Genomic DNA, 24,471 nt, shown 5'->3' on the forward strand with positions numbered 1-24,471 from the left:
CTACCAGCTGGATTTGCGGACGCCGGGCAGTTCGCCGTTGTGCACCATCCCGCGCACGCGGACCCGCGACAGCCCGAAGGCGCGCAGGTACCCGCGTGGCCGCCCGTCCACCACGTCGCGGTTGCGCAGCCGGGTCGCGCTGGCGTCGCGGGGCTGGCGGCGCAGTTCGGCCGCGGCGGCGGCGCGCTGGTCGGGCGAGGAGCCCGGTGACCGCAGGATCTCCTTCAGCTCCGCGCGCCGCTCGGCATACCTGGCCACGATCTCCCGGCGCTGCTTGTCCTTGGCGATCTTCGACTTCTTCGCCACGTCCACCTCCTGAAAACGACAACCATTGCCAACTAGGGTAGCCTCGGTGTCATGAAGCCAGGCATCCACCCCGACTACCACCCGGTGGTCATCAAGGACGGCTCGACCGGGACGGCGTTCCTGACCAGGTCGACCGCCACGTCGACCAAGACGATCGAATGGGAGGACGGCAACACGTACCCGCTGATCGTGGTCGACGTGACCGCCGACTCCCACCCGTTCTGGACGGGCAAGCAGCGGCTGGTCGACACCGCGGGCCGGGTCGAGAAGTTCCGCCAGCGCTACGGCGACAGGAAGCGCTGATGGCCGTCCCGAAGCGCAAGAAGTCCCGCAGCAACACCCGTCATCGCAGGGCGCAGTGGAAGGCCAGCGCGCCCGACCTCGTCGTCGTCACCACGCCGGACGGCCGGAAGCTGTCCGTGCCACGCCGATATGTCCAGGCGTACCGGCGTGGCATGGTGAGCTGATCAACGGTCACCGGGCACCTGTTTGGATGTCCCGGTGACCATCGCCGTCGGCATCTTCGAACTGTTCACCTACGCCATCCCGGGTTCGCTCTACCTGGCCCTGTTCACGTACGTGGCCACCCGCGCGCACTGGATCGACCTGATGGCGCTCACCAGGTCACCGGCCGTGCTGCTGGTCATCGGGTTGGTGCTGCTGAGCTACCTGCTCGGCTACCTGGCCTATCCACTCGGCAACCTCGCGCACAAGGTCGTGCCGCGGCGCCGTGAGGACAAGGTGAAGCAGGAGTTCCTCAGGCGCAATCCCGCCGCGAAAGGCCGCGAGTACGTCGACGCCGACGCGTTCCTCCTGCTCGCCGCGATCCAGACGCACGACGTCGAGACCGCGGCCGACGTGACCAGGCTCAGGGCGTCCGGCCTGATGCTGCGCAACTGCGCGCCGCCGTTCATGATCGCCGCGTCCGTCGCGGTCGTCGAACTGTTCACCGCGCGCAGCCCAGTCCTCGCGGTCACCTGTGCGGTGATCTTCCTGGTGAGTTCCTTCGCCCTGGTCGTCCAGGGCCGTCGGCTCGGCCGGTGGGCCAGGATGCGCACGCTGGAAGTCGCGTTCTGGCTGCCCGACATCGACGAGAAGTTCCGTAGCCTGGATTCATGACCGAACGCAAGCCGTCCGGTATCTCCTTCGAGACGTGGGTCGACCGGCAGGTCAGGATGGCGCAGGAACGAGGCGACTTCGACAACCTGCCGGGAGCCGGGAAACCGCTGCCCGGCGCCGGGCAGCCGCACGACGAGGACTGGTGGATCAAGAGCTACCTCAAACGGGAGGGGCTCACCGCGGAAAGCATGCTGCTCACACCGTTGCGGCTGCGCAGGGAGATCGAGCGGCTGCCGGAGACCGTGGCCGAGCTGCGCTCCGAGCGGGAGGTCCGCGAACTGGTCGCCGACCTGAACGCGCAGGTCGTGGCGTGGCTGCGGGCGCCGTCCGGCCCGATCATCGTTCCGGTCGGGCGGGTGGACGCGGACGAGGTTGTCGCGCGGTGGCGGGAGAACCGCCCGAAGCCGCGGGCGGCCGCGGTGCCTGAGCGGCCCCGTCGCCGGTGGTGGCGGCGATCGCCTCGGCGCGACCGGACACCCTGAGCTTGGCGTAGATCGAAGACAGGTTGTTGCGCACGGTTTTGGGCGCCAGCCGCAGCTCACGGGCGATGGCCGCGGTGGACAGGCCGGAGCGCAGCAGTTCCAGCACCTGGTGTTCGCGCGCGGTCAGGTCGTCGGTTCCCGTGAGCAGGTCGCCGATGCGCGAGGCGATCCCGGCGCCGAAGATCACCTCGCCCGCCGCCATACCGCGGATCGCGGGCGCGATACTCGCCTTCTCGGTGCCTTTCACCAGATAGCCCCGTGCGCCCGCCTGGACGGCCGTACGGATCGACGTGTCGTCGTCGAGCGTCGACACGACCAGTACCGCCGTGCCCGGCGCGGCCCGTACCACGTCCCGGATGGTCTTCATCCCGGCGTGGTCCGGATCGAGGACGAGCACGTCAGGCCGGTGGTCCAGCACCGCGCGGACGGCCTGGGGCCCGGTCCGCGCGCTGCCGACGATCAGAATTCCATCCATTGTGGACAATGTGGCGTCCTGGCTCGCGAGCACGACGGTCACGGGAGGCGTCGGTAATCGGCCACCGGGCATGTGCGGGATTATCCCAAGGCCGGTTGCGGTTTTGGTGCAGCGGTCCTGCCGAAGTGTCATGGCGGCTATTCGGAGCCGCCGCCGTCGTGTCGTGCCCGGCTCGGTCCGCTGTGCGCAGCGGCCAACTGGGATGAGCGGATGTTCGGCTGGATACGGGGTCAGGGTTCGCGCCACCGTGCCCGGCTGACACTCCCGAACAGCCCCAACGGGATGGTGAGCACCGCCGAGAGGAAGAAGATCGTGCCGTACGCGCCCGCCTCGGCCAGTCCGGCGACCGCGGCGGCGGCGACCGCGCTGCCCGCGAACAAGGCGGTGGCGAACAACGACATCATCGTGGCACGGGCGTCCGGCACGACCTCGGTCGCCCACGTCTGCAGCGACGAGTGCATCGACGTCCACGCCAGGCCGAGCAGGACGGCGGCCACCGCCGTGGTCACCGGATTCTGTTCGATGGCAAGCAAAGCGCACGCGAGCACCGCGGCGGTGGCGCCGACGCCGATGAACACGGCGGGGTGGAACCGGTGGGTGATCGTGACGATCACGCGGGTCATCAGGAACACAGCCAGGCCGTAGACGGCCGTGACCGCCCCAGCGACCGCGGGCGTGGCCCCCGACTGCTCGACGGCGGGCGGCAGCAGCGTCAGAACACCCAACAGCACAACGCCTTCGGTGAACGCCATCAGCAGGACGAACACAGCGGCCCTGGTCTTGCCCACCGCGGCGATGGCCTTGACGACACTGCTGCCCTTACGGGTCATCGGCGGCTGCGGTAGCCGTCGCAGCAGCACGGTGAGAGCGAGCGAGAGCACGCCGGTCACGAGGAAAGCGGCCCGCCACGACACGAGCTGGGCGATGAGCCCGGCACCGACGGACGCGAGCCCGATCCCCATGGCGGTACCGACCATCAGCCGGGCGATCTCGGGCTGGCGTTCCCGCGCGGGAACCGTGTCGCCGACGTAGACGAGACTGGCCGGGTAGGCGGCACCGAAGAACCCACCGGCCAGCCCCCGCGTCACCGCGAGCCACAAGGGACTGACCACGAACGCCGCCGCGACCGTGCAGACGGCAGCGGCGAGCATCGTCAACCGCATCGTCCTGACCAGACCCAACGCGTCGGAAACCGTGCCCCACACCAACTGCATCAGCCCGTAGACAAGGAAGTAAACGCTGGCCGCACGCACCACTTCGGACAGCGGGACACCGAGGTCGACGGCGATGGTGACCAGCATCGGCGGCATCACGAACCGGTCGAGCGTGCTCACGAACGTCGTGAGTTGCAACAGCCTGATCGACCGCATGCGCAGACGCTACTGGACGGGCAATCGATTGCCCCAGAGCCGGATGGCGGGATCTGCCCCACCGGGGCTCAGTCGCGCACGGAGTCGTGTCCCACCGTGTCGTCGAACCGGCCGCTCGCCCGGCAGCACCGGCGGAAACCGATCGCGGACACACCCCCTGCCTTGATGTCTCAAGGTAGAGGTGCACACTGGTGTGATGAAGACGCGCGGCTTGGTGGTGGCGTTATGCGGTGTGCTGGCGGTCGGGTGCACGTCACAGGTGGACGGCACAGCGGCGCCCGCTGGACAGAGCAGGCAGTCGCTGTGCCAAGGCGGACAGGTGCCGGTCGACGGTTCCCGTTCCATGAACGGGTTGGTGCCGCCCCGGCCCAGGTACGTCACCAACCACAAGCCGACCGTGGATCGTTCGGTGTCCCTCGGGGAACTGGACCCGCTGGGAAAGGGTGAGCCGAAGGCGCTGAGCGACGCGGGCTTTCGCGAGGCCTGGGTCCGGACCTTCGAGTCCGGGGCCGACACCATCGCGAAGTACCGTCACGAGACCTACTACCTGTACGAGTTCGAAACCGCGAACGGCGCCTGTGACCACCAGAAGTACGTCGAGGGTCTGGGCCGGGCCGACCAGGTGACCGCCGACGGCGTTCCCGACGCGGCCGAGATCAGCGAAGGTCCTTCCACGGGCAAGGAAGCGACGACGATGCTGATGGCAACCAAAGGCCGGTTCCGCGTCATGGTCAAGGCCGAAGCTCGGGACGCGGACCTGGCCCGGTTCGGCGCGATGGACATGCTGGAACGGTTCTACGACCGAGTGACCTAGGCAAGACATCGGTCAGGCTGAATGCACCGCGACGAGACTCGCTTGACACGCGGCCAACAGCCGGGTGGTCGCCGCGCTGTTCCCGCCACCACAACGCGGACAACGCATCCGCACGGTCCGGGCGAGCTCGTCGACGACCACGGTCAACGCCATCTCACAGTCACGGCACCAGCGGTGACACGTGACGGGATTCGCGTGCAGCGGTGACGACACGCACTGGTGGATCCACTTGCCGTGGACGTGACACGTCAACCGGTTGTCCGAGGCGAGCAGACCGGCTCGTTCCGCCTCGTCCTCGGCGGCGAGCCGGTCTGTCAGTGCTGTGCCCGTCATCGCTGGTCCGGTCATCACGGCCTCCCACGTTCCAGCACAGCACACGGGCTTCGCGCGACGTTCGAATCTGTCTGGACGCCGCCAGACGAACTAGATGAGCTGCGCGAGTGGTTGTGTCGCGCGCCAGTTCTCGAGCGCGGGCCGCATGCCGTCGGCCAACGAAGGCATGTTCGGCACCTGCGCGAGGCACGCCACGATCTGCAGCATCCGGACTCCTTCCAACAGCCGCAGCGCTGTCTCGTCCAACGGCCTGCCCGCTGCTTGCGCGTACGCCTGCTCGGCAGCCGGACCGCTGAACGTCAGGTCCCATTCCACCGGGCCGCGCGTGACCAACTCGAAGTCCCCGCAGAGCGCGCCCTGCGGGGTGACGATGAGGTTGTAGACCGGCGCGTCGCCGTGGATCGCCTGCACCGCCACGTCCGGGAACGCGGCGGTGAACGCTCCCTCGCTGTCCAGCAGCGGTTTCACCGCCGCCCAGTCGCGCACCGCGCGGTCGAGGTCCTCCTGGCTGATCAGGTCACGGCGGGTGGCGAGGAACGCGAACGAGTTGTCGAAGAACGGCTCGCAGAAGTCCATGAACGGCAGGTCGCCCGGGTACTCCCGCAGCGCGTCGTGCAGCCCGGCCGCGATCCGGCCGCCGTCCGCCGGGTCGATCTCGGCGTCCGGCACCTGCTCGACGTACTGCCAGAACGTCATCGAGAAGCCGTCCCGGCCGACCGGCTCGCGGGCGACGAGCGGACTCGGGGCGACGATCGGGTGACCGCGGTCGGCCAGCCAGCCCGCCACGGCCAGTTCCCTGCGCTGTCCGGTCACCTGCTGGGCCGGTGTGGTCCACTCGGGCAGGACGGTCGGCACGCGGACGACCACCGGCGACGGCGCCAGGTGCACGATGACGGAGAAAACGCTGTACAGGACCTGCGGCTCGGTGACCGTGAGCCCGAGGTCGCGGCCCGCGGCCACCGCGGCGCCGAGCGCCCGGTCGGTGCGTGCCGCCACTTGTTCGTCGGTGAGCATGCCCCGATCTTGACACACATCCGTTACCGGCGATTCATCCCTTGGTGGCTCGCGCGCAGCTCAAGCGTGCTGCGGACCGTCCACACGCGACCGGGCTCAGTCGCTGGCGCCGACACCACGGCGGTGGCGGCGCACGCTTTCCTCCACCAGGTCGAGAACCGGTTCGAGGTCGTCGGCGGGCAGGCCCATCGCCAGGTGGGAGACGAGGCCTTCCAGCACCAGTTCGAGGAACGCCGTGAGCACCTTCACGTCGACGTCGTCACGCAGGTTCCCGGCTTCGCGCTGGCGTTGCAGACGCTGCCGAGTCGCCTCGGTCAGCGCCTCGGACCGCTCGGCCCACCTGCCGCGGAACTCGGGGTCCGTGCGCAGCCGCCGGGACACCTCCAGCCGGGTGCCCAGCCAGTCAGCCGGGTGGTCCTGGCCCGCGGGCGCCGCGAGCAGGTCGCGCATCACCTGGACGAGACCTTGCTCGGCCACCACGTCGGCCATCCGCCGTGCCTCGTCCTCGGCCAGTGCGAGGAACAGGGATTCCTTGTCGCGGAAGTGGTGGAAGATCGCGCCCCGGGACAGGCCGGTCGCTTCCTCGAGCCTGCGCACGGTCGCGCCCTCGTAGCCGAAGCGCGCGAAACATGTCCGCGCGCCGTCGAGTATCTGACGGCGGCGGGCGTCGAGGTGGTCCTGGCTGACGCGTGGCATCGAACAATCGTCCCACGCACCGGGGAAGTATTGCAATCCGTACGTACGGATTGCAATCGCCGGGTCGTACACAGAGTAACAGGGATTGACAGAGGGTCCGCCGACGGTGTGTGATCCCTCCCATAGATAGGAAAGTTTCTTATCTAATTGCCCGTCTCGGAAATCCGCCGCAGTACCTCCGCCCCGACAATCCCTGTAGGAGGCCTCAGTGGCACCCCGTTCGCGATGGCGCGGGACGTTATCGTCGTGCGCCACGGCAGTCGTGACCGTGCTCGCGTTGACGCCCGTGGTGAGCGCGCACGCCGCCGTCACCAAACACGAAGCCGAGAACGCCACGATCACCCAAGGCGTCGTGGAGTCCAACCACGCCGGGCACACCGGCACCGGCTTCGTCAACTACGACAACGTGGCAGGCAGCGCTGTCGAGTTCACCGCGGACGCCCCGCAGGCGGGCACCGCGACGCTGAAGTTCCGGTTCGCCAACGGAACCGCGGTCAACCGGCCGATGGACATCTCGGTCAACGGGACTGTCGTCGCCCGGAGCGTGGCGTTCAACGGCACCGGCGCGTGGACGACATGGCAGGACGTGACAGTCACCGCCCAGTTCGTCGCGGGCACCAACAAGGTCAAGGCGACCGCGTCGACCGCCGACGGCGGACCCAACCTCGACTACCTCGAAGCCGACGTCTCCGCACCGCCGACGGCCAACGACTTCGAGGCCGAGGACGCCGCGATCGGCCAGGGTGTCGTGGAGTCCAACCACGCCGGGTTCTCCGGGCGCGGTTTCGTCAACTACGACAACGTGGCCGGCAGTTCCGTCGAGTGGACGGTGAACGGCCCTGGCGCGGTCGACCTGGTGTTGCGCTACGCCAACGGCACCACGGTGAACCGGCCGATGGACATCTCGGTCAACGGCACACCCGTCTCGTCCGGCTTGGCCTTCGCGGGCACCGGCGCGTGGACGACCTGGCAGACCGCGACGGTGAAAGCGACGCTCGCGGCGGGCCCGAACAAGGTCAAGGCAACCGCGACCACCGCCAACGGCGGGCCGAACGTCGACAAGTTGTCGGTCCGGACCGCGGACAACGAGGCACCGTCCGCGCCGCCGAACCTCCGGTCCACCGGCAAGACCGCCCGCACGACCTCGCTGGCGTGGGACGCGGCGTCGGACAACGTCGGCGTCTCGGGCTACGACGTCTACCAGCACGGCCAGTTCATGAAGAGCGTGGCCGGAAACGTACTGGCGACCACGGTCGACGGGTTGCAGCCGGACACCGAGTACGACTGGACCGTCCTCGCGAAGGACTTGGCTGGCAACGTTTCCCAGGCGAGCAACAACGTGGTCGTGCGCACCGATCCGGCCCCGCCGGACACCGAGGCGCCGACAGTGCCGGGGAACTTGACCTCGCCGCGCAGGACAGCGACCACAGTGGACTTGGCGTGGACCGCGTCGACCGACAACGTGAAGGTCAGCGGGTACGACATCTTCACCGACGGCGCGCAGTCGGGTTCCGCGGACGGTTCCGCGACCAGCGCAACCGTGGCGGGCCTGACCACCGGCAAGGAGTACAAGTTCAAGGTCCGCGCCCGTGACGCTGCGGGCAACGTCTCCGGTTTCAGCAACGAGATCGCTGCCACCCCGGCACAGGGCGGCCCGGCGGGCGTGCCCAACCCCGGCACGGTCAGCACGATCGCGAGCGGTGTGGATGTGGCGTGGGGTGTGGTGTTCCTGCCCGACGGCTCGGCGTTGTTCAGCGAGCGCAACACGTTCACCATCTACCGGATCGCCGAGGGCGGCACGAGGCAACTGGCAGGCAAGATCAGCCAGGCGTCGGGCACCAACGGCGAGGGCGGTCTGCTCGGCCTCGAGGTGGCGCCGACGTTCGCCCAGGACCACTGGCTGTACGTCTACCACACGACGGCCGACGACAACCGGATCATCCGGATCAAGTACGAGAACGGCCAACTGGTGCAGAGCTCGTACCAGGTGCTCCTGCAAGGCCTCGCGCGTAACCGTTACCACAACGGCGGCAGGCTGCGGTTCGGTCCCGACGGCAAGCTCTACGCCTCTGTCGGCGACGCCCAGAACAAGGCCAACGCGCAGAACAACAACTCGCTCAACGGCAAGATCCTGCGGATCAACCCGGACGGCACAGTCCCGTCGGACAACCCGTTCGGCAACGCGGTGTGGAGCAAGGGGCACCGCAACCCGCAGGGACTGGACTTCGACTCGCAGGGTCGCCTGTGGGAGGCGGAGTTCGGCGACAGCACCCAGGACGAGGTCAACCTGATCACCAAGGGCGGCAACTACGGCTGGCCCCACTGCGAGGGAACGACCGGCGACGGCTGCGCGGGAACCGTCCCGCCGAAGAAGACGTGGTCGACCAGCCAGGCATCGCCGAGCGGGCTGACCATCATCAACGACCACGTGTTCGTCGCGACCACGGTCGGCCAGCGCGTCTACCGGATGCGCATCGACGGTGGCAACCTCGTCGACCAGCAGACGTACTTCCAGAGCACGTACAACCGGCTGCGCACGGTCGAGGTCGACCACGACGGCGACATCTGGCTGACCACTTCCACCGACAAGGACAGCACCGCCGACAACGACCGGATCCTGCACGTGGACATCCAGTACTCGGGCGGTGGCGGCGACTTCAAGCTGACCAGTCCGGCGTTCGCCGACAACGCGATGATCCCGGCGAAGTACACGTGCGCGGGCGACGGCACAGCGGGCCAGGACCCGTCGCCGCCGTTGGCGTGGGGAAAGAACACCGACGCCAAGAGCTACGCGATCGTGTTCTCCGACCGGGTCAACGACGGCAACAAACGGCACTGGATCATCTGGGACATCCCACCCGGCACGGTGTCGTTGCCGGAGAACCTCGGCTCGGGGTTCACCGTGCCCAACCAGGGCGGTGCCAAACAGAAGGCGATGGGCAGCGGGGCCAACGCGTCGAAGTACTTCGGCCCGTGCCCGGGTGGTGGCACCAACCCGTACACGTTCACGCTCTACGCGGTGAACGTGCCGACGCTGCCCGGCGTCACGTCGTCCAGCGGCCTTGACGCCATCCAGAACGCGATCATCGCCAACAGCGGGGCCGACACCGTCCTGAGGGGACGGTCGAACGCCTCGACGTGAGACCGCTCGGGTGGCCGGACCTTGGCGGCGATCCGGTCACCCGAGCACCCCCGTTTTGGCAACCAATGTGGCCTTTGTTGCGAAAAACGCAACAAAGGCCACATTGGTTGCACGGAAAACCGGGGGTTAGGAGGGGGTGCGTTCGTCGAGGAGGCCGTCGACGATCAGCCGGGTCGCGCGCTGGACGTCCAGCGCGGGCAGGGGACGCGTGAGCACCTCGGTGATCAGGCCGTCGAGGCACGCGAGCAGGATCCGCGCGTGGCCCTCGGCGTCGGGGGAGCCGAGGCGGTCCAGCCAGCGCCCGCCGAGTTGCCAGTAGCGCACCGACCAGCCGAGGATCTGGTCGGCGATCTCCGGCCGCCACGCGGCTTCGAGGAAGATCGCGCGGCGGGCCAGCGTGAGCTCCCTGGCCTGCTCGGTCATGTACAGCACCATGTCGGTCAGCCTGCGGGCGAACGCCTCGCGGTCGACGACGCCCTCGACCTTGCCGAGCAGGTCGGCCAGCAGCGACTGCTCGGTCTTCACCAAGTGGCCCAGCACGCCCTGGATCAGCGCGTCCCGGGTGCGGAAGTGGTTGGACGTGCTGCCCTTGGGCAGTTCGGCGGCGGTGTCGACGGACAGGTGGGTGAGCGCCCTCGGGCCGCCCCGCGCCAGCACGGACACGGCCCCGATCAGGATCTCGTTACGGCGGGTAGGCACCCGTGAATAGTACTGCACATGTAGTTTTCGATCACGCCCGAAAACCATGCCGGACCCTGTCAGGGTTCGGCGCGATCGTGGTGACCATGAGCGGAGAGTTGAGCGGCAAGGTGGCGGTGGTCGCGGGCGGGACCCGCGGTGCGAGCAGGGCGATCGCGGTGGAACTCGGGCGCGCGGGTGCGTTCGTGTACGTCACCGGCCGCAGTTCGGGCGCTGGCAGGTCCGAAGTGGACCGCCCGGAGACGATCGAGCAGACCCTCGAGCTGATCGAACGGGCGGGCGGCAAGGGCGAGGCGGTGCGGGTGGACCACCTCGAACGCGACCAGGTGGCCGGGCTGGCGCAGCGGATCGACCGGGACCACGGCAGGCTGGACATCCTCGTCGACGGCGTCTGGGGCGGCGACAACTACATCGGGTGGGGCAAGAAGGTCTGGGAGCAGTCGCTGGACGAGACCCTCCGGATGATCCGCCTCGGCGTCGACGCGCACCTCATCACGAGCCATTTCCTGTTCCCGCTGATCATCCGCAACCCAGGCGGCCTGGTCGTGGAGATGACGGACGGGACGGCCGAGTACAACGCGAAGTACCGCAAGGACACGTCGTTGGGCTTCTACCTGGCGAAGGCCGTGTCGCACCCGTTGGTGAGCGGCGAGGCGTTCCAGACCAAGGAGTACGGCACGACAGTCGTGGCGTTGACACCGGGCTGGTTGCGCTCGGAGGCGATGCTGGACGCGTTCGGCGTGACCGAGGAGAACTGGCGTGACGCGCTCAAGCACCAGCCGTACTTCGCGATCTCCGAGACGCCGACGTTCACGGGGAGGACCGTGGCCGCGCTGGCCGCGGACCCGGAGCGGGCGCGGTTCTCCGGCCAGACGCTCAACAGCGGCCAGTTGGCCCAGGTCTACCAGGTCGACGACGTGGACGGCAGCAGGCCGGACGCGTGGCGCTACGTCGACGAGGTGCAGGAGCAGGGCAAGGACCCGGACACCACCGGTTACCGGTGACGCTCCCACATGCGCCGTGCGGCGTCCGCGAACGCGACCCGCACGGCCTCCGGCTCCAGGATCTCCACCTCGACGCCCAACGTCAGCAGTTGCCCGGCCGCGACATCCTGGCTCTCCAAACCCAGGTCGACCTCGGTCCAGCCGTCCTGGCCCGGTGGTGTGGCCTGGGCGAGCGCCTGGGACGCCAGGTCGGGGCCGATGGCGCCAGGCAGCGCACGGACGCCGACCGGGCTGAGCCGGACCCGGACCGTCACCCGCTGCAGTGATCGTTCGAACTCGGCCGACGACTGCTGCCACCACGTCGCGAGGTCGAAATCCGTCGGGCGGTCGAACCGCGTGTCGAGGTCGTCGGCGCCCGTGATCCGGCTGACCCGGTAGGTCCGGATGCTGCCGTCCACCCTGGCCACGAGGTACCACACGCCCGCCTTGAGCACGAGGCCGAGCGGGTCGAGGACGCGTTCGACCGTGTTGCCCGCGCGGCCGTAGGTGACGCGGACCTGGTGCTGGTCCCAGACCGCGCGGGCCACGTCGGCGAGGTGCTCGGCTTCGTCCGCGCGTTTGAACCATCCCGGCGCGTCCAGGTGGAAACGCTGTGCGACGTGCTGGGCCTGGTCGCGCAACGGCGCCGGGAGGGTCGCGGAGACCTTCGCGTGCGCGGCGGAGACGGCTGTGCCCAGGCCCAGGTCGGCGAGGGCGCGGGGCACGCCCATCGCGAAGATCGCCACCGCTTCGCGCGAGGTCAGGCCGTCCAGCCGGGTGCGCCAGCCGTCCACCAGCCGGACACCGCCGCCCCGGCCCTGCTCGGTCCAGATCGGGACGCCGGTGGCCTGCAGCGCGGCGATGTCCCGGTGCATCGTGCGCTCGGACACCTCCAGCGCGTCTGCCAGTTCGGCGATTGTCGCGCTGCGCCTGCTTTGCAGGGTGAACAGCAGTGCCACCAGGCGTTCCGCTCGCATGTGGTCGAGCATACTACGAGCCGAACTATGCTTGTAGTAGCCTCCCCGTATGGACATCACAGTGGTGGGTGGCGGGATCGGCGGCCTCGCGTGTGCCGTCGCGTTGGTCAAGGCGGGACTGCCGGTGCGTGTGCTGGAACGGCGTTCGTCGCTTCCGGATGCCGGAACCGCGTTGGGGATGTGGCCGAACGCGTTGCGTGCGTTGGACTACCTCGAGTTGGGCGACAAAATCCGTCAAGTCGGTGTGGCGCAAGCGGAAGCGGTGTTCCGTCGGCCGGATGGCCTCCGGCTTGCCCGAATTCGGCCACGAAACCCCGTTGTCCTCGTCTCCCGAGGCGCGCTGACCCGGCTTCTGCTCGACGCACTTCCGCACGGGGTTGTCAAGACCGGCGTCGAAGTGTCCGATGTAGATGACCTGCTCGTGGACAGTCGGGTGGTCGTTGGCGCGGACGGGATCAACAGCGTTGTGCGCGAAGCGTGTTTCGGTGGCGCTTATGGACTCCGGTACGCCGGGTACGCGGCGTGGCGCGGCATCGTCGACGGCGGGTACGGCCCGTCCGGCGAGATCTTGGGGCACGGCGCCAAATTCGGTGTCACCGCCGTGGAGGGTGGCCGGACGAACTGGTACGCGGCCGTGTGGTCACCCGCGGGTACGCGTTTCGCCGACCGGGATTTGCCCGAACTTCACCGGATTTTCGGCGACTGGTGTGATCCGGTCGGGCGGATTCTCGCGGCCACGGACGAATCGGACATCATCCGACATGATCTTCACTACGTGGCGCCGCGACTGCGCTCGTACGTGCGGGATCGTGTTGCCTTGGTTGGTGATGCGGCTCACGCGATGACACCGGATCTGGGGCAGGGCGCGTGCCAGGCGCTCGAGGACGGTGCCGTGCTGGGGCGCTGCCTGGCGTCGATATCCGACACCGAAGAAGCGTTGCGACACTACGATTCCTTGCGGCGCAAGGCTTCCCAGCGGGTGGCGGCCACCGCGCGACAGGTCGGTCGGCTGACTATGCGGCCACGTATGGCATTCGCGCGTAACGCGTTGCTCCGTACCGGTGGACTGTTGATGCGCTGAGTAATCGCCGCTGGTCCAGGGTGACTCCTGAGGTCTCCGCAATGCTTTTGTCGGACCCCGGGGGTAGCGTCTGTGGCGGTTGAATCGAAGGAGCGCAACCGTGACCATAATGCGAGAAACCCCCATCGACGGGCCGGAGCTGCGCCCGTTGCGTGAGCGGGTGGAGGCCGAGGCGTACGTGGCCTCGGTCTGTTTCAAACACGGCCCACCGAGACTCGTCGGTGTCGAGCTCGAATGGACAGTCCACCACGTCGAAGACCCCGCGCGGACACTGTCGGCCGACGCGCTCAGGCAGGCACTCGGCGACCACGCGCCCCCCACACTGAATCCAGACAGTCCCCACACTTCCCTGCCAGGTGGCTCCCCGCTCACCGCGGAGCCGGGCGGTCAGGTCGAGATCTCGGCTCAGCCGGAGGAGTCCCTGACCGATCTCCACGCCACTGTCACGGCGGACACCCATTACCTCGCCGGGTTGCTTGCGACCCGCGGCCTCACCATGGGCGAGTCGGCGATCGATCCATATCGGACACCGACGAGAGTCCTGGAAACCCCGCGCTACCTGGCGATGGAGAAGGCGTTCGAGCCGCTCGGCAGCCACGGCGTCACCATGATGTGCAACACGGCGGGTTTCCAGGTCTGCGTGGACGCGGGCGAACGCGAAGACCTGGCTGTGCGCTGGCGTGCCGCGCACGCGCTCGGGCCGCCGTTGTCCGCCCTGTTCGCGAATTCGCCGCAGATGCTCGGCAAGCGCACCGGCTGGGTGTCCAACCGGCTGCACACCGTCCTCGGCACGGATCCGGTCCGCACCTACCCGTCGGAAACACCCGATGACCCGGCGACGAGTTGGGCGCGTCGCGTACTCGACACGCCGCTGCTGTGCGTGCGCCGCGACGGCGGCTGCTGGGACGCGCCGCCGGGCGTCACCTTCGCCGACTGGGTCGCCGGGGCGGCGGACCTCGGCCGCCAGGCGACGATCGCCGACCTGGACTACCACATCACCACCCTCTTCCCACCGGTCCGGGCGCAGGGCTACCTGGAGATCCGGTACATCGACGCCCAGCCGGGCGACGGCTGGCTCGCGCCCGCCGCGCTGGTGGTCGCGCTGCTCAGCGAGGCCGACAAGGTGGTCGACATCTGCGCGCCGGTGGCGAACGACTGGCTGACAGCGGCCCGCGCCGGGCTGGGCGACCCGGCGCTCGCCCGCGCGGCGGCCGCGCTCGCCGAGATCGGCATCGCGGCGCTGGACGTCACGGGTTTGACGCCGGAGCTGGCGCGGAGGGTGGCAGGCGACATCGAACACAGGCTGCACGACGGGAGGAACCAGGGATGACGGCGTTCGGCGAGCTCGACATCGAGGCATTGCGCGACCGGGTCGCCCGGCAACTGGCCCGTTCGCGCGCCCGCAGCACCGCGCTGACCGACGCGGTCGACGACGACGACCTGGTCCGCCAGCACTCCAAGCTGATGTCCCCGCTGGTATGGGACTACGCGCACATCGGCAACCAGGAGGAGCTGTGGCTCGTCCGGGACGTGGGCGGCCGTGAGCCGGTGCGCGAGGACATCGACACCATGTACGACGCGTTCCAGAACGCGCGTGCCGACCGGCCGGCGTTGCCGTTGCTCTCGCCGACCGAGACCAGGTCGTATGTGCGCGAGGTCCGCGACAAGGTGATGGACGTGCTGGCCAGCACGCCGCTGGAAGGCCGCAAGCTGGTCGAGAACGCGTTCGCGTTCGGCATGATCGTGCAGCACGAGCAGCAGCACAACGAGACCATGCTGGCCACGCACCAGTTGCGCAAGGGCGATCCGGTGCTGCGGGCGCCGTTACCGCCCGCCCCGCCCGGTCCGGTGGTCAACCGGGAGATCCTCGTCCCGGCGGGCCCGTTCACCATGGGGACGTCGGTCGAGCCGTGGGCGCTGGACAACGAGCGCCCGGCGCACCAGGTGCACGTGGACGCGTTCGTCATCGACAAGTACCCGGTCACCAACGGGATGTACCTGGAGTTCATCGCCGCGGGCGGTTACGACCAGCAGCGGTGGTGGAGCGAGGAAGGCTGGGCGTACCGGCAGAAGGGGTCGCTGGTCGCGCCGCGCTTCTGGGTGCGCGACGGGGACCGCAGGCTGCGTGACTGTTTCGGCGCGGTGGAGCCGCTCGTGCTCGACGAGCCGGTCGTGCACGTGTGCTACTACGAAGCCGAGGCGTTCGCCGCGTGGGCGGGCAAGCGGCTGCCGACCGAGGTGGAGTGGGAGAAAGCCGCCCGCTTCGACCCGGCGACCGGCCGGTCGCGCCGCTACCCGTGGGGCGACGAGGATCCCGGGCCCGAGCACGCCAACCTCGGCCAGGACCACCTGCGTCCGGCGCGGATCGGCGCGTACCCGCTCGGCGAGTCGCCGTTGGGCGTCGCCCAGCTGATCGGGGACGTGTGGGAGTGGACGAGTGGCGACTTCCACCCCTACCCCGGTTTCGTGGCGTTCCCGTACCAGGAGTACTCCGAGGTGTTCTTCGGGCCGGACTACAGGATGCTGCGCGGTGGGTCGTTCGGCGCGGACGCGGCGGCCTGCCGCGGCACGTTCCGCAACTGGGACTACCCGATCCGCAGGCAGATCTTCAGCGGGTTCCGGCTGGCGCGGGATCCCAGTACAGATGAACACCGGCCGGACGAACAGCGCTGACGTGTGCCGCCATCTGGGTTACCTGGGCACCGCCGTGTCCGTGGCGAGCCTGGTTCTGCAACCGCCGCACTCGTTGCTGCGGCAGAGCTGGGCGCCCGCGGACATGCGCGGTGGCGGCACGATCAACGCCGACGGGTTCGGCGTCGGCTGGTTCGCCGGTGCGGACGCGACCGTGTACCGCCGTGTCAGTCCGATGTGGACTGATTCGGCGCTGCCGGGCCTGCTGGGACCGTTGCGGGCAACGGGAGTGCTCGCGGCGGTCCGCTCGGCGACGGTCGGGATGCCGGTGGTCGAGACAGCGGCCGCGCCGTTCACCGACGGCCGGTGGTTGTTCAGCCACAACGGGGTTGTCCGTGGCTGGCCGTCGTCGGTCGAATCGCTGGCGGCGGGTCTGCCGGTGACCGACCTGATGACGCTCGACGCGCCGACCGATGCCGCGTTGCTGTGGGCGCTTGTCCGTGCCCGGTTGCGGGACGGACAGGACCCGTGCGAAGCGGTCGCCGAAACCGTGTGCGAAGTCGCGGAGCTGGCTCCGGACTCGCGACTGAACCTGATGCTCACCGATGGGCGGACGCTCGTGGCGACCGCCTGGACCCACTCGCTCAGCACGCTGGTCACCGCGGATGGCGTGGCGATCGCGTCCGAGCCGTGGGACACCGATCCGCGTTGGACACCCGTCCCGGATCGCCACATCGTGACGGCCACGGCAACTCCGGGGCCGCCATCGCTCGCCGTGCAGCCGCTCGGCGCCCGACCAAAGGGATTCCATGACTGAACCGGTGGTCGACGTCCACCTGGCCGAGGACCACGCCGCCCGCGCGCTCGCCGCGGACGCGCGCGTCGGCCTGTCCGCCACACCGAAGGTGCTGCCGCCCAAGTGGTTCTACGACGCGCGGGGCAGTGACCTGTTCGAGCAGATCACCCGTCTGCCCGAGTACTACCCGACCCGCGCGGAACGCGAGATCCTCGGCGACCGCGCGGGCCGGATAGCCGCGACCAGCCAGGCCCACACCCTGGTCGAACTCGGGTCCGGCTCGTCGGAGAAGACCAGGCTGCTGCTGGACGCCCTGCGCGCGGCGGGCACGCTGCGCCAGTTCGTACCGCTCGACGTCTCCCGCACGGCGTTGCGCGACGCTGCCGAAGCGCTGGCCGTGGACTACCCCTCCTTGGTGGTGCACGGGGTCGTCGGGGACTTCACCGAGCACTTGGCGCTGCTGCCCGGCGAGGCTCCGCGCGTCGTGGCGTTCCTCGGTGGAACGATCGGGAACCTGCTTCCCGTCGAGCGCGCCAAGTTCCTCGCCTCGTTGCGTGACGTCCTGCAGCCGGGGGAGTGGCTCCTGCTCGGCACGGACCTGGTGAAGGACCCGGAGACCGTTCGCGTCGCCTACGACGACGCGGCGGGCGTGACCGCGCAGTTCAACAAGAACGTCCTGCACGTGCTCAACCGTGAGCTCGGCGCCGACTTCGACGTGGACGCCTTCGACCACGTGGCGCTGTGGGACCCGGACAACGAGTGGGTCGAGATGCGCCTGCGCGCCCAGCGCGCCATGCGTGTCCGGATCCCGGCGCTGGACATGGTGGTGTCCTTCACCGAAGGGGAGGAGTTGCACACCGAGATCTCCGCCAAGTTCCGCCGGGAAAGCATCGCGGCGGAACTCGCCGACGCGGGTTTCGAGCTGACCGAGTGGTGGACGGACACGCAGGACAGGTTCGGCCTGTCGCTGTCCCGCGCGATCTGAGCCGCCCGGCCGGGCTCCGGACTCAGTGGGTCCGGAGCCCGGTTTCATTGAGGTCAGGACCTGGCCGCAAAGCCTCATAAGGTGGTCACAGACAACGCGGAAAGGACCGATGATGACCACCACCCCAGCTGGCTACACGACCGTCGCCCCCTGGATCGTCACCAAGGACACGGGAGCGCTGCTCGACTTCGTCAAGGCTGCCTTCGACGGCGTCGAACTGGGCCGGGTTCCCCTGGCGGACGGCAGCATCGGCCACGCCGAGATCCGGGTCGGTGACACCGTCCTGCTCGCCTTCGACCAGCGCGAGGACTGGCCGGACATGCCGTCGCTGCTGCGGGTGTTCGTGCCGGACGCCGACGTCGCCTACGCCGCGGCCATCGATGCCGGGGCCCGCGAGGTGACCGCGCTGTCCAACAACGCGTTCGGTCAGCGCGGCGGCCGGGTCCGTGACCCGTTCGGCAACATCTGGTGGGTCACCGCCAACGTCGAGACCGTCACGCCCGAGGAAGGCATGCGCCGCCTCGACCTGCCCGAGTACCAGGAGCAGATGCGTTTCGCCCAGGAAACCCTCGACGTCGAGCTCAGTGGCCGCACGCAGGGCCGCGCCAGCGAGGTCGTCAAGCCGTAGTCGCTCGGCGCGAACGCAGGCCGCGCGTGGTGAGGTCGGTGATCACCAGCGCGGCCAGGCCGAGTCCGAAGGCGGTCAGCGGGCCGAGCGGAACCATCGCCTCGGCCACGACGACGAGGAAAGCCATGGTGCTGGCGGCTGAGATTAGGACACCGGTCAGCAGTCCGACAGCCGCCGCGCCGCCGGACGAGCGGTGCATGGAAGGTGCCAGGACAAGGGAAACCAGGGGCAGCGCGGCCAAAGCGCCTGCGAGAACCGGCCCGAGCAACGGAGTGGTCGCGGTGAGCAGCACGACAAGCCCACCGGCGGTGACCACCCGCACTGGCAGGTCCCAGCGCGACGGTCGGCCTGGCTCGGCGGCGGCGAGCACCGGGCGGTACAGGATCGCCGCGATCGGGGCCGCGACGCAGAGCCACAACGTGTTCGCGAGCATGGCGGCCGACGCGACCATCAATCCACACAGGACGGACAGGGTCAGTGCCACGGCCGGTCCGGTGTGCGTAGCCGCTGTGGCGTAGGCAAGGCAGAACACCACGACCGTCAACTGTCCCAGTGCGGCACCGTGTGCCGCGCCTGCCGCTGTTCCCGGCCCGGCTTCCAACCAGAGCAGGATGAGGAACGGCCCTGTGGTCAGGGGGAGCCCGAGGAGGCGCCCGCTGAAGCGCGGGCCGATTCGCTGGGCGGTGATCGAGGCGAGCAGGATCAGGGACGGGGTCAGGGTGAACTTCAGCAGGAGGACCTCCATGCCTTCGACTCTGGCACTGGTTTCGCCGATATTGGCTCGGAATCCACGGCCACAGCTGCCCTGATGCCGAGAAGATCTCAGTCACTGGTCGATACGACCGAGGTTTTCTAGGATCACCTGTATGGACCGCATCGATCGGCAGCTCGTGGCCGCGCTGACCCACGACGGCAGGGCCACCTACCAGGAACTCGGCCGGTTGGTCCGGCTGTCGTCCAACACCGTGGCCGACCGGATCCGGCGGCTGCGCAAGGACGGGGTCATCCGCGGCTACCGCGCCGAACTCGACTACGGCGTGCTCGGCCGGGACATGCAGATCATCAGCGAGATCCGCCTCCAGGACACGGTCGACACCGCCGAGTTCGAGCGCGGGCTCGACGACGTTCCGCAGGTGATCTCGGCCAGCCGGTTGACCGGCGAGTACAACTACCAGCTGCGCATCGTCTGCGCGAACGCCCTCGAACTGGAGGGCATCATCGACCGACTCAAGAAGCACCACGGCGTCCGGCAGGCCCACAGCCGGTTGGTCCTGCACGAGGTCCCATTGGCCCGTGATCGGATCCTCCGTGCCTGACCTTCCTCCGTTGGCAGGTACCTGGGTGCCGCGGCGCGTGTGAGTCTGACTACCTCTCGTGTCAGTCACCAGGTGTGAGGAGGGGTGGAGTTTGACCATCAGGGCGCGTATCGCGGTACTCGTGGGCATCCTGGCCGCGGGATCGGCGCTGTCGGCACCAGCCGCCACCGCCGGACAGCAGCAACCCGCTGCGCCGGCCGTTCAATGGGGCGCATGCCCGGACGACGTACTCCAAGATGTTCCACCGGCCGAACGGCCGCTGTTCGGCTGCGCGACGTACGCCGTGCCGCTGGACCACGACAACCCACGCAAGGGCAACATCTCGCTCGCGCTGATGAGACGCGCGGCGGGCAACCAGGCGCAGCGCATCGGTTCGCTGTTCCTCAACCCGGGTGGGCCCGGCGGCAGCGGTTGGGGCATGCCGCTGGGCGGCAAGGCGATCTTCGAGCCGGAGGTGCTCGACCGGTTCGACCTGGTCGGGTTCGACCCGCGCGGCGTCGCCCAGAGCACCCCGTTGCGCTGCTTCAAGACCAACGAGGAAGCCGGTGCGGTCTACGGCCGGATGTCCGTCGTTCCCGTCACCAGGCAGCAGATCCACGACACGGTGGCCGCGAACGCCGACCTGTCGGACTCCTGCGCGCGCAACGCGGGCGACCTGCTCAAGCACATGTCGACCAAGGACGTCGCCCGTGACCTGGACCTGTTGCGCCAGGGCGTCGGTGACAAGAAGCTGAACTACGTCGGCTTCTCCTACGGCACGCTGCTCGGCGCGACCTACGCCGCGATGTTCCCGCGCAACTCGCGCGCGATCATCCTCGACGGCAACGTCGACCCGAAGCTGCGGACGAACAACGGCCTGCGGTACGACCACGGCCGGGCCGAGGGCTTCGAGATCGCGCTCGACGCGTTCCTCAAGCGCTGCAAGGCCGAGGGCGACAAGTGCGCGTTCAGCTCCGGTGACCCGCGGGCGAAGTTCGACGAGATCCGCGACTACCTGCGCACCCAGGACATCACGCTGCCCGACATCGGGCCGGTCGGGCTCGACCAGTTCACCGGAATCGTGGCAGGCACCCTGTACGGGCCGGCCGGGTTCAAGTTCCTCGCCCAACTCCTGCAGCAGGCCTACAACGTGCTGCACCCACCGGCCGCGGTCGCCGCGCAGCTCTCGCAGGCGGGCCTGTCCGTGCTCAAGGAGGCCGCCAAGCGCGGCAAGTACGACATGCGCGCGGACACCCCGTACGAGGGCGACGAGTCCTACCAGGCCGTGAACTGCAGCGACAAGCCGTTCCCGCCCGTGCCCTCGTTGATTCCGTTGCTGGCCAAGCAATGGGAACGCGAGTTGCCGACGTTCGGCAGGTACCAGATCTTCACCGACCCGCTCGCGTGCGCGACGTGGCCGGTGAAGCACGCCGACGCGTTCCGCGGGCCGTGGGACCGCAAGACCGACAACCCCGTCCTGGTGATCGGGAACTACTACGACCCGGCCACGCGGTACGACTTCGCCAAGCAGATGGCCCGCCAGCTCGGCAACGCCGTCCTGCTCAGCGTCGACTCGTTCGGGCACTGCATCCTCGGTGACTCGTCCTGCGCGGACAAGGCGGCGGCGAAGTACCTGATCACGCTGGAGGCGCCGCAGCCGGGGCAGGTCTGCCAGCCTGACGCACAACCGTTCTGACGAGCACGGGACACCGTTATGCGACAGCGGCCGCCAAGCCTTTCGCCTGGCGGCCGCTGATCGTTATCCTGCGAGATCCCTGCTATCTCGCGGAGGTGGCTCGTGGTCGGGACAGTGAAACCACGCCGGCGCCAGGCCCGTGGCGAGCGGCGGATGGCCCAGTTGCTCGACGCGGCGGAGGAAGTGTTCGCCGCGGGTGGGTTCAGCGCCGCGACCACCAACGCGATCGCCGCCACGGCAGGCGTTTCACCAGGCACGCTGTACCAGTTCTTCCCCAACAAGGAGTCGATGGCCACGGCACTGGCCGACCGCTACGTCGCCGCGCTCGCCGCGGCGCACGACCCGGACGCCCGGGTCGACGGCGTGCCGCTCGACGACGTGATCGACCGGATGGTCGACCCGGCGATCGGGATCGCGGGCGACCACCGCGCCTTCGAGGCGATGTTCCGGGCCCACCCGTGCCGGCAGTTGCGCGCGGCGGTGACCGACAACGTCGACCGGACGATCGCGGCGCGGGTGCCGGAACTGGATCCGGGCAGGCGGCGGCTGGTCGCGACGGTCGTCGTGAAGATCATCGGCGCGGTGCTGCCCGACATCCTCGCGGCGTCCGGCCGGGCGGAAGCCGAGCTCACGGCCGAGCTCAAGCGCGTGCTCAGGGCGTACCTGCTGGACGTCTCGGACTGAAACTGTCGTACCTCTCTGCCATCGTGTCGGCAAGGAGGAGATGGCACATGATCACCGAGTGGCTCGACCTGCCGTACACCGGTTCGTTCGACCTGGCCGCGTCGGCGCGGTTCATCGAGGGGTTCACGCCGAGCAGGTCCTTCACGGACGAATCAGGCGGGCTGCGGCTGGGGTTCCCGGCCTCGCCGTCGTGGCGGCCGGTCGGTGCCCTGGTGCGCCAGGAGAAGCCGGACGGGCCCGTCCAGGTGCGGCTGAACGCCGACGAGGAGGACGTCCCGGCCGCGACCGGGCACGTCCGGCGAATCCTGTCGCTGGACGTGGACGGATCGGGTTTTCCCGGCCTCGCCGAGCGCGATCCGGTGGTCGGCGAGGTGCGGTCCTTCGCGCCGGGCCTGCGACCAGTGCTGTTCCATTCGCCCTACGAGGCAGCGTGCTGGTCGGTCATCGGCCAACGCGTCCGAATGGCGCAAGCTGCCGAGCTCAGGACCCAAATCGCGCGTAGGGTCGGTAGCAAGGTCGCCGTGCCGGCCGGGACGGGCGAACTGCCGGGGATACGGCTCGACACGTTCCCGGCCCCACGGCGGCTCCTGTCGCTGGGGCGTGTCCCGCTGTTACCCGAGGTCAAGAGCGCGCGGCTGCTGGCGCTGGCCGAAGCGGCGCTGGCCGGAGCGCTGGACGCCGCGAAGCTGCGTGCGTTGCCCGCAGGGGAGGCGTTGCGCTTCCTGGCCACGCTGCCCGGCATCGGGCCGTTCTCGGCGCAGCTGATCCTGCTGCGTGGCGCGGGGCATCCCGACGTGTTCGCCACGGCCGAGCCTCGGCTGCACCAGGCCGTCACGACCGCCTACGGCTTGACGAACCCGTCGCTCGACGAGCTCGAACACGTGGCCAACGGCTGGCGGCCGTACCGCACATGGGTGTCCGTGCTGTTTCGCGCGCGGGAAGAGCTGGCCCGGATGTAGCCCTCACTCACCGTGGAAGTGAGCCAGGTAGTCGGTGACCAACGCGTCGACGTACTCGGGTGAGACGTCGTCGCCGGTGACGAGGACGCGGTAGTACAGCGGACCGAAGAGCCGGTCGGCGGCGATCTCGACGTCCAGGTCCGCCGCGACCTCACCCCGCTCGGCAGCGCGTTCGAACAGGGACTTCTCCCTGGCGCGCAGAGGATCCACGCATTCGGCGCGGAATCTGGCCGCCGTCGCGGGGTCGTGCTGCGCCTGTCCGGCCAGCGCGCGGAAGACGGCCCCCTGGTCGGTACGGGTCAACATGACGGCGAGGGTTTCGGCGTACTGGCGCAGGTCGGTCGCGAGTGTGCCGGTGTCCGCCATGGCCAGGTGTTTGCGTATGTCGCCGACGAGGGCCTCCATCAGGATGTCCACTTTCGACGGCCACCAGCGGTAGATCGTCTGCTTGGCCACCCCCGCGCGCGCCGCGACGCCCTCGATGGTGAATCCCGCGAACCCGCGTTCGACCAGGAGGTCGTCCGCCGCCTCCAGCACGGCTTGGCGGGCCTCTTCGCTGCGACCGTGCCGGTTGCCATGGTGCCGCTGCGTCTTCGTCACGTCGTGCAGCCTAGCCAGCCCTAGACTGGACGCAACGTTGCGTCTACTCTACGGGGCATGACGAACTCACTCACGAACCCCCAAGTCAGTGCCGTGCTCGACCGGCTGTTCGCGGCGGCCGACGAGGACGCGGCCAGGCCGCCGCGGACGGCTCCCGGCGACGCGCAGGGCCGGGCCGACGCCATGGAGGACATCTACATGCCCGTCTCGGTGGCGGGCGGCAAGCTGCTCTACGCACTGACCCGCGCGGCACGGCCAGGGACCGTCGTGGAATTCGGGACGTCCTACGGCATCTCCACGATCCACCTGGCCGCGGCCGTCGCCGACAACGGCATCGGGCACGTCTACGGCAGCGAGATGAGCGCGACGAAGATCGACGCGGCCAGGCTGAACATCAAGGAAGCCGGGCTGGACGCCCACGCGACCATCCTGGCCGGCGACGCCCGTGAGACGTTCGAGGCGATCGACGGCCCGATCGGGCTGGTGCTGCTGGACGGCTGGAAGGAACTCACCCGGGCCGTACTGCGGCTGCTGGAGCCCAAGCTGGCGCCCGGCGCGCTGGTCGTCGCCGACGACATCACGCTCCCCACGTTGGCCGAACACCTCGCCTACGTTCGCGACCCGGCCAACGGCTACGTCAGCATGGAGTTCCCGGTCGAGGACGGCATGGAGATCAGCTGCTACACAGGCGCGTGAAACGCGAAAA

The 24,471-nt window shown here is 69.1% G+C and carries 26 protein-coding genes and 2 pseudogenes; 18 read left to right on the forward strand and 10 right to left on the reverse strand.

The features are described 5' to 3' along the window. The gene (rpsN, locus tag ALI144C_RS16000; RefSeq protein WP_076987995.1) at positions 1 to 306 is read right to left on the reverse strand and encodes a 30S ribosomal protein S14; all 306 of its coding nucleotides are present in this window, start codon (positions 304 to 306) and stop codon (positions 1 to 3) included. Positions 307 to 357: 51 nt separating this feature from the next. On the opposite strand from rpsN, the gene ALI144C_RS16005 reads away from it, so the two are divergent. From ALI144C_RS16005 to ALI144C_RS57445, 4 genes are read left to right on the forward strand one after another with little or no spacing between them, the layout of a single operon-like run. Continuing rightward, complete coding sequence (locus tag ALI144C_RS16005; protein WP_076987881.1) at positions 358 to 609, forward strand: type B 50S ribosomal protein L31; 252 nt, start codon at positions 358 to 360, stop codon at positions 607 to 609. Continuing rightward, entirely contained in the window at positions 609 to 773 is a 165-nt protein-coding gene (rpmF, locus tag ALI144C_RS16010) for a 50S ribosomal protein L32 (RefSeq protein WP_076987882.1), read from the forward strand. Before ALI144C_RS16005 ends, rpmF begins: the two co-directional genes overlap by 1 nt. A 34-nt stretch (positions 774 to 807) precedes the next feature. Then, positions 808 to 1,425, forward strand: a complete 618-nt coding sequence (locus ALI144C_RS16015) for a hypothetical protein (protein WP_076987883.1) — start codon at positions 808 to 810, stop codon at positions 1,423 to 1,425. Then, the gene (locus ALI144C_RS57445) at positions 1,422 to 1,907 is read left to right on the forward strand and encodes a J-domain-containing protein (RefSeq protein WP_076987884.1); all 486 of its coding nucleotides are present in this window, start codon (positions 1,422 to 1,424) and stop codon (positions 1,905 to 1,907) included. Before ALI144C_RS16015 ends, ALI144C_RS57445 begins: the two co-directional genes overlap by 4 nt. 31 nt (positions 1,908 to 1,938) lie before the next feature. On the opposite strand, the pseudogene ALI144C_RS57450 reads toward ALI144C_RS57445, so the two are convergent. Then, a pseudogene (locus tag ALI144C_RS57450) lies at positions 1,939 to 2,514 on the reverse strand (response regulator); the annotation flags it as partial. Between the two features lie 98 nt (positions 2,515 to 2,612). Continuing rightward, a complete protein-coding gene (locus tag ALI144C_RS16030; protein WP_076987886.1) occupies positions 2,613 to 3,752 on the reverse strand; it encodes an MFS transporter in 1,140 nt (379 codons plus the stop codon). A gap of 196 nt (positions 3,753 to 3,948) precedes the next feature. Here ALI144C_RS16030 and ALI144C_RS16035 point away from each other — a divergent pair, with 196 nt between their 5' ends. Continuing rightward, on the forward strand, positions 3,949 to 4,566 hold the full coding sequence (locus ALI144C_RS16035) for a hypothetical protein (protein ID WP_076987887.1): 618 nt from the start codon (positions 3,949 to 3,951) through the stop codon (positions 4,564 to 4,566). 12 nt (positions 4,567 to 4,578) lie between these two features. On the opposite strand, the gene ALI144C_RS16040 is transcribed toward ALI144C_RS16035, so the two are convergent. From ALI144C_RS16040 to ALI144C_RS16050, 3 genes are all read right to left on the reverse strand, one after another. Continuing rightward, a complete protein-coding gene (locus tag ALI144C_RS16040) occupies positions 4,579 to 4,914 on the reverse strand; it encodes a hypothetical protein (RefSeq protein WP_076987888.1) in 336 nt (111 codons plus the stop codon). A gap of 75 nt (positions 4,915 to 4,989) precedes the next feature. Beyond that, positions 4,990 to 5,913, reverse strand: a complete 924-nt coding sequence (locus tag ALI144C_RS16045) for an aminoglycoside phosphotransferase family protein (RefSeq protein WP_076987889.1) — start codon at positions 5,911 to 5,913, stop codon at positions 4,990 to 4,992. 96 nt (positions 5,914 to 6,009) lie between these two features. Beyond that, positions 6,010 to 6,609, reverse strand: a complete 600-nt coding sequence (locus tag ALI144C_RS16050) for a TetR/AcrR family transcriptional regulator (protein WP_076987890.1) — start codon at positions 6,607 to 6,609, stop codon at positions 6,010 to 6,012. Between the two features lie 316 nt (positions 6,610 to 6,925). Here ALI144C_RS16050 and ALI144C_RS16055 point away from each other — a divergent pair. After that, a pseudogene (locus ALI144C_RS16055) lies at positions 6,926 to 9,751 on the forward strand (PQQ-dependent sugar dehydrogenase); the annotation flags it as partial. A gap of 126 nt (positions 9,752 to 9,877) precedes the next feature. Here the strand turns inward: ALI144C_RS16055 and ALI144C_RS16060 are convergent. Continuing rightward, positions 9,878 to 10,450 (reverse strand): TetR/AcrR family transcriptional regulator, encoded by a 573-nt coding sequence (locus ALI144C_RS16060; protein WP_143230675.1) that lies wholly within the window; start codon positions 10,448 to 10,450, stop codon positions 9,878 to 9,880. A gap of 86 nt (positions 10,451 to 10,536) precedes the next feature. On the opposite strand from ALI144C_RS16060, the gene ALI144C_RS16065 reads away from it, so the two are divergent. Next, positions 10,537 to 11,454, forward strand: coding sequence for an SDR family oxidoreductase (locus ALI144C_RS16065; RefSeq protein WP_076987893.1), 918 nt, complete (start codon positions 10,537 to 10,539; stop codon positions 11,452 to 11,454). Here ALI144C_RS16065 and ALI144C_RS16070 read toward each other — a convergent pair. Continuing rightward, positions 11,445 to 12,410, reverse strand: a complete 966-nt coding sequence (locus ALI144C_RS16070; RefSeq protein WP_076987996.1) for a helix-turn-helix transcriptional regulator — start codon at positions 12,408 to 12,410, stop codon at positions 11,445 to 11,447. The genes ALI144C_RS16065 and ALI144C_RS16070 overlap by 10 nt on opposite strands. Positions 12,411 to 12,459: 49 nt before the next feature. Here ALI144C_RS16070 and ALI144C_RS16075 point away from each other — a divergent pair, with 49 nt between their 5' ends. The 6 genes from ALI144C_RS16075 to ALI144C_RS16100 all read left to right on the forward strand — a co-directional run bounded on the left by ALI144C_RS16075 (position 12,460) and on the right by ALI144C_RS16100 (position 18,531). Continuing rightward, positions 12,460 to 13,491 carry an FAD-dependent oxidoreductase gene (locus ALI144C_RS16075; RefSeq protein ID WP_076987894.1) on the forward strand — a complete coding sequence of 344 codons (1,032 nt, stop codon included), beginning with the start codon at positions 12,460 to 12,462 and terminating at the stop codon, positions 13,489 to 13,491. A 109-nt stretch (positions 13,492 to 13,600) separates the two neighbouring features. After that, complete coding sequence (gene egtA / locus ALI144C_RS16080; protein WP_076987895.1) at positions 13,601 to 14,821, forward strand: ergothioneine biosynthesis glutamate--cysteine ligase EgtA; 1,221 nt, start codon at positions 13,601 to 13,603, stop codon at positions 14,819 to 14,821. After that, positions 14,818 to 16,164 (forward strand): ergothioneine biosynthesis protein EgtB, encoded by a 1,347-nt coding sequence (gene egtB, locus ALI144C_RS16085; RefSeq protein ID WP_076987896.1) that lies wholly within the window; start codon positions 14,818 to 14,820, stop codon positions 16,162 to 16,164. Before egtA ends, egtB begins: the two co-directional genes overlap by 4 nt. Position 16,165: 1 nt before the next feature. After that, positions 16,166 to 16,939 carry an ergothioneine biosynthesis protein EgtC gene (gene egtC / locus ALI144C_RS16090; RefSeq protein WP_076987997.1) on the forward strand — a complete coding sequence of 258 codons (774 nt, stop codon included), beginning with the start codon at positions 16,166 to 16,168 and terminating at the stop codon, positions 16,937 to 16,939. Next, entirely contained in the window at positions 16,932 to 17,903 is a 972-nt protein-coding gene (gene egtD, locus ALI144C_RS16095; protein ID WP_076987897.1) for an L-histidine N(alpha)-methyltransferase, read from the forward strand. Before egtC ends, egtD begins: the two co-directional genes overlap by 8 nt. Before the next feature lie 112 nt (positions 17,904 to 18,015). After that, positions 18,016 to 18,531, forward strand: a complete 516-nt coding sequence (locus ALI144C_RS16100; RefSeq protein ID WP_202818962.1) for a VOC family protein — start codon at positions 18,016 to 18,018, stop codon at positions 18,529 to 18,531. Here ALI144C_RS16100 and ALI144C_RS16105 read toward each other — a convergent pair. Then, positions 18,521 to 19,276, reverse strand: coding sequence for a hypothetical protein (locus ALI144C_RS16105; RefSeq protein ID WP_076987899.1), 756 nt, complete (start codon positions 19,274 to 19,276; stop codon positions 18,521 to 18,523). The genes ALI144C_RS16100 and ALI144C_RS16105 overlap by 11 nt on opposite strands. Before the next feature lie 121 nt (positions 19,277 to 19,397). Between ALI144C_RS16105 and ALI144C_RS16110 the strand changes: the two genes are divergently transcribed. The 4 genes from ALI144C_RS16110 (at position 19,398) to ALI144C_RS16125 (ending at position 23,165) form a co-directional block, all read left to right on the forward strand. After that, the gene (locus ALI144C_RS16110; protein ID WP_076987900.1) at positions 19,398 to 19,847 is read left to right on the forward strand and encodes an Lrp/AsnC family transcriptional regulator; all 450 of its coding nucleotides are present in this window, start codon (positions 19,398 to 19,400) and stop codon (positions 19,845 to 19,847) included. 91 nt (positions 19,848 to 19,938) lie between these two features. Further along, positions 19,939 to 21,522 carry an alpha/beta fold hydrolase gene (locus ALI144C_RS16115; protein WP_237774159.1) on the forward strand — a complete coding sequence of 528 codons (1,584 nt, stop codon included), beginning with the start codon at positions 19,939 to 19,941 and terminating at the stop codon, positions 21,520 to 21,522. Between the two features lie 114 nt (positions 21,523 to 21,636). Further along, the gene (locus ALI144C_RS16120) at positions 21,637 to 22,206 is read left to right on the forward strand and encodes a TetR/AcrR family transcriptional regulator (protein ID WP_143230676.1); all 570 of its coding nucleotides are present in this window, start codon (positions 21,637 to 21,639) and stop codon (positions 22,204 to 22,206) included. Between the two features lie 47 nt (positions 22,207 to 22,253). Further along, positions 22,254 to 23,165 (forward strand): DNA-3-methyladenine glycosylase family protein, encoded by a 912-nt coding sequence (locus tag ALI144C_RS16125; protein WP_076987902.1) that lies wholly within the window; start codon positions 22,254 to 22,256, stop codon positions 23,163 to 23,165. 3 nt (positions 23,166 to 23,168) lie between these two features. On the opposite strand, the gene ALI144C_RS16130 is transcribed toward ALI144C_RS16125, so the two are convergent. Further along, positions 23,169 to 23,765 (reverse strand): TetR/AcrR family transcriptional regulator, encoded by a 597-nt coding sequence (locus ALI144C_RS16130; RefSeq protein ID WP_237774160.1) that lies wholly within the window; start codon positions 23,763 to 23,765, stop codon positions 23,169 to 23,171. A 57-nt stretch (positions 23,766 to 23,822) separates the two neighbouring features. On the opposite strand from ALI144C_RS16130, the gene ALI144C_RS16135 reads away from it, so the two are divergent. Beyond that, entirely contained in the window at positions 23,823 to 24,461 is a 639-nt protein-coding gene (locus ALI144C_RS16135) for an O-methyltransferase (RefSeq protein ID WP_076987904.1), read from the forward strand. Positions 24,462 to 24,471: the final 10 nt, after the last annotated feature.

Origin of the sequence: Actinosynnema sp. ALI-1.44, assembly GCF_001984155.1 — a bacterium.
Classification (GTDB): Bacteria; Actinomycetota; Actinomycetes; order Mycobacteriales; family Pseudonocardiaceae; genus Kibdelosporangium.

Excerpts from the sequence above, each read along its gene's own strand:
- ALI144C_RS16100 (WP_202818962.1), top strand. The coding sequence starts at position 18,016 with ATGACCACCACCCCAGCTGGCTACACGACCGTCGCCCCCTGGATCGTC.
- ALI144C_RS16040 (WP_076987888.1), bottom strand. The coding sequence starts at position 4,914 with ATGACCGGACCAGCGATGACGGGCACAGCACTGACAGACCGGCTCGCC.
- ALI144C_RS16030 (WP_076987886.1), bottom strand. The coding sequence starts at position 3,752 with ATGCGGTCGATCAGGCTGTTGCAACTCACGACGTTCGTGAGCACGCTC.
- ALI144C_RS16005 (WP_076987881.1), top strand. The coding sequence starts at position 358 with ATGAAGCCAGGCATCCACCCCGACTACCACCCGGTGGTCATCAAGGAC.
- egtB (WP_076987896.1), top strand. The coding sequence starts at position 14,818 with ATGACGGCGTTCGGCGAGCTCGACATCGAGGCATTGCGCGACCGGGTC.
- ALI144C_RS16135 (WP_076987904.1), top strand. The coding sequence starts at position 23,823 with ATGACGAACTCACTCACGAACCCCCAAGTCAGTGCCGTGCTCGACCGG.
- ALI144C_RS16050 (WP_076987890.1), bottom strand. The coding sequence starts at position 6,609 with ATGCCACGCGTCAGCCAGGACCACCTCGACGCCCGCCGCCGTCAGATA.
- ALI144C_RS16105 (WP_076987899.1), bottom strand. The coding sequence starts at position 19,276 with ATGGAGGTCCTCCTGCTGAAGTTCACCCTGACCCCGTCCCTGATCCTG.
- ALI144C_RS16125 (WP_076987902.1), top strand. The coding sequence starts at position 22,254 with ATGATCACCGAGTGGCTCGACCTGCCGTACACCGGTTCGTTCGACCTG.
- egtA (WP_076987895.1), top strand. The coding sequence starts at position 13,601 with ATGCGAGAAACCCCCATCGACGGGCCGGAGCTGCGCCCGTTGCGTGAG.
- ALI144C_RS16110 (WP_076987900.1), top strand. The coding sequence starts at position 19,398 with ATGGACCGCATCGATCGGCAGCTCGTGGCCGCGCTGACCCACGACGGC.
- ALI144C_RS16045 (WP_076987889.1), bottom strand. The coding sequence starts at position 5,913 with ATGCTCACCGACGAACAAGTGGCGGCACGCACCGACCGGGCGCTCGGC.
- ALI144C_RS16070 (WP_076987996.1), bottom strand. The coding sequence starts at position 12,410 with ATGCGAGCGGAACGCCTGGTGGCACTGCTGTTCACCCTGCAAAGCAGG.
- ALI144C_RS16075 (WP_076987894.1), top strand. The coding sequence starts at position 12,460 with ATGGACATCACAGTGGTGGGTGGCGGGATCGGCGGCCTCGCGTGTGCC.
- ALI144C_RS16065 (WP_076987893.1), top strand. The coding sequence starts at position 10,537 with ATGAGCGGAGAGTTGAGCGGCAAGGTGGCGGTGGTCGCGGGCGGGACC.
- ALI144C_RS16035 (WP_076987887.1), top strand. The coding sequence starts at position 3,949 with ATGAAGACGCGCGGCTTGGTGGTGGCGTTATGCGGTGTGCTGGCGGTC.
- egtD (WP_076987897.1), top strand. The coding sequence starts at position 16,932 with ATGACTGAACCGGTGGTCGACGTCCACCTGGCCGAGGACCACGCCGCC.
- ALI144C_RS57445 (WP_076987884.1), top strand. The coding sequence starts at position 1,422 with ATGACCGAACGCAAGCCGTCCGGTATCTCCTTCGAGACGTGGGTCGAC.
- rpmF (WP_076987882.1), top strand. The coding sequence starts at position 609 with ATGGCCGTCCCGAAGCGCAAGAAGTCCCGCAGCAACACCCGTCATCGC.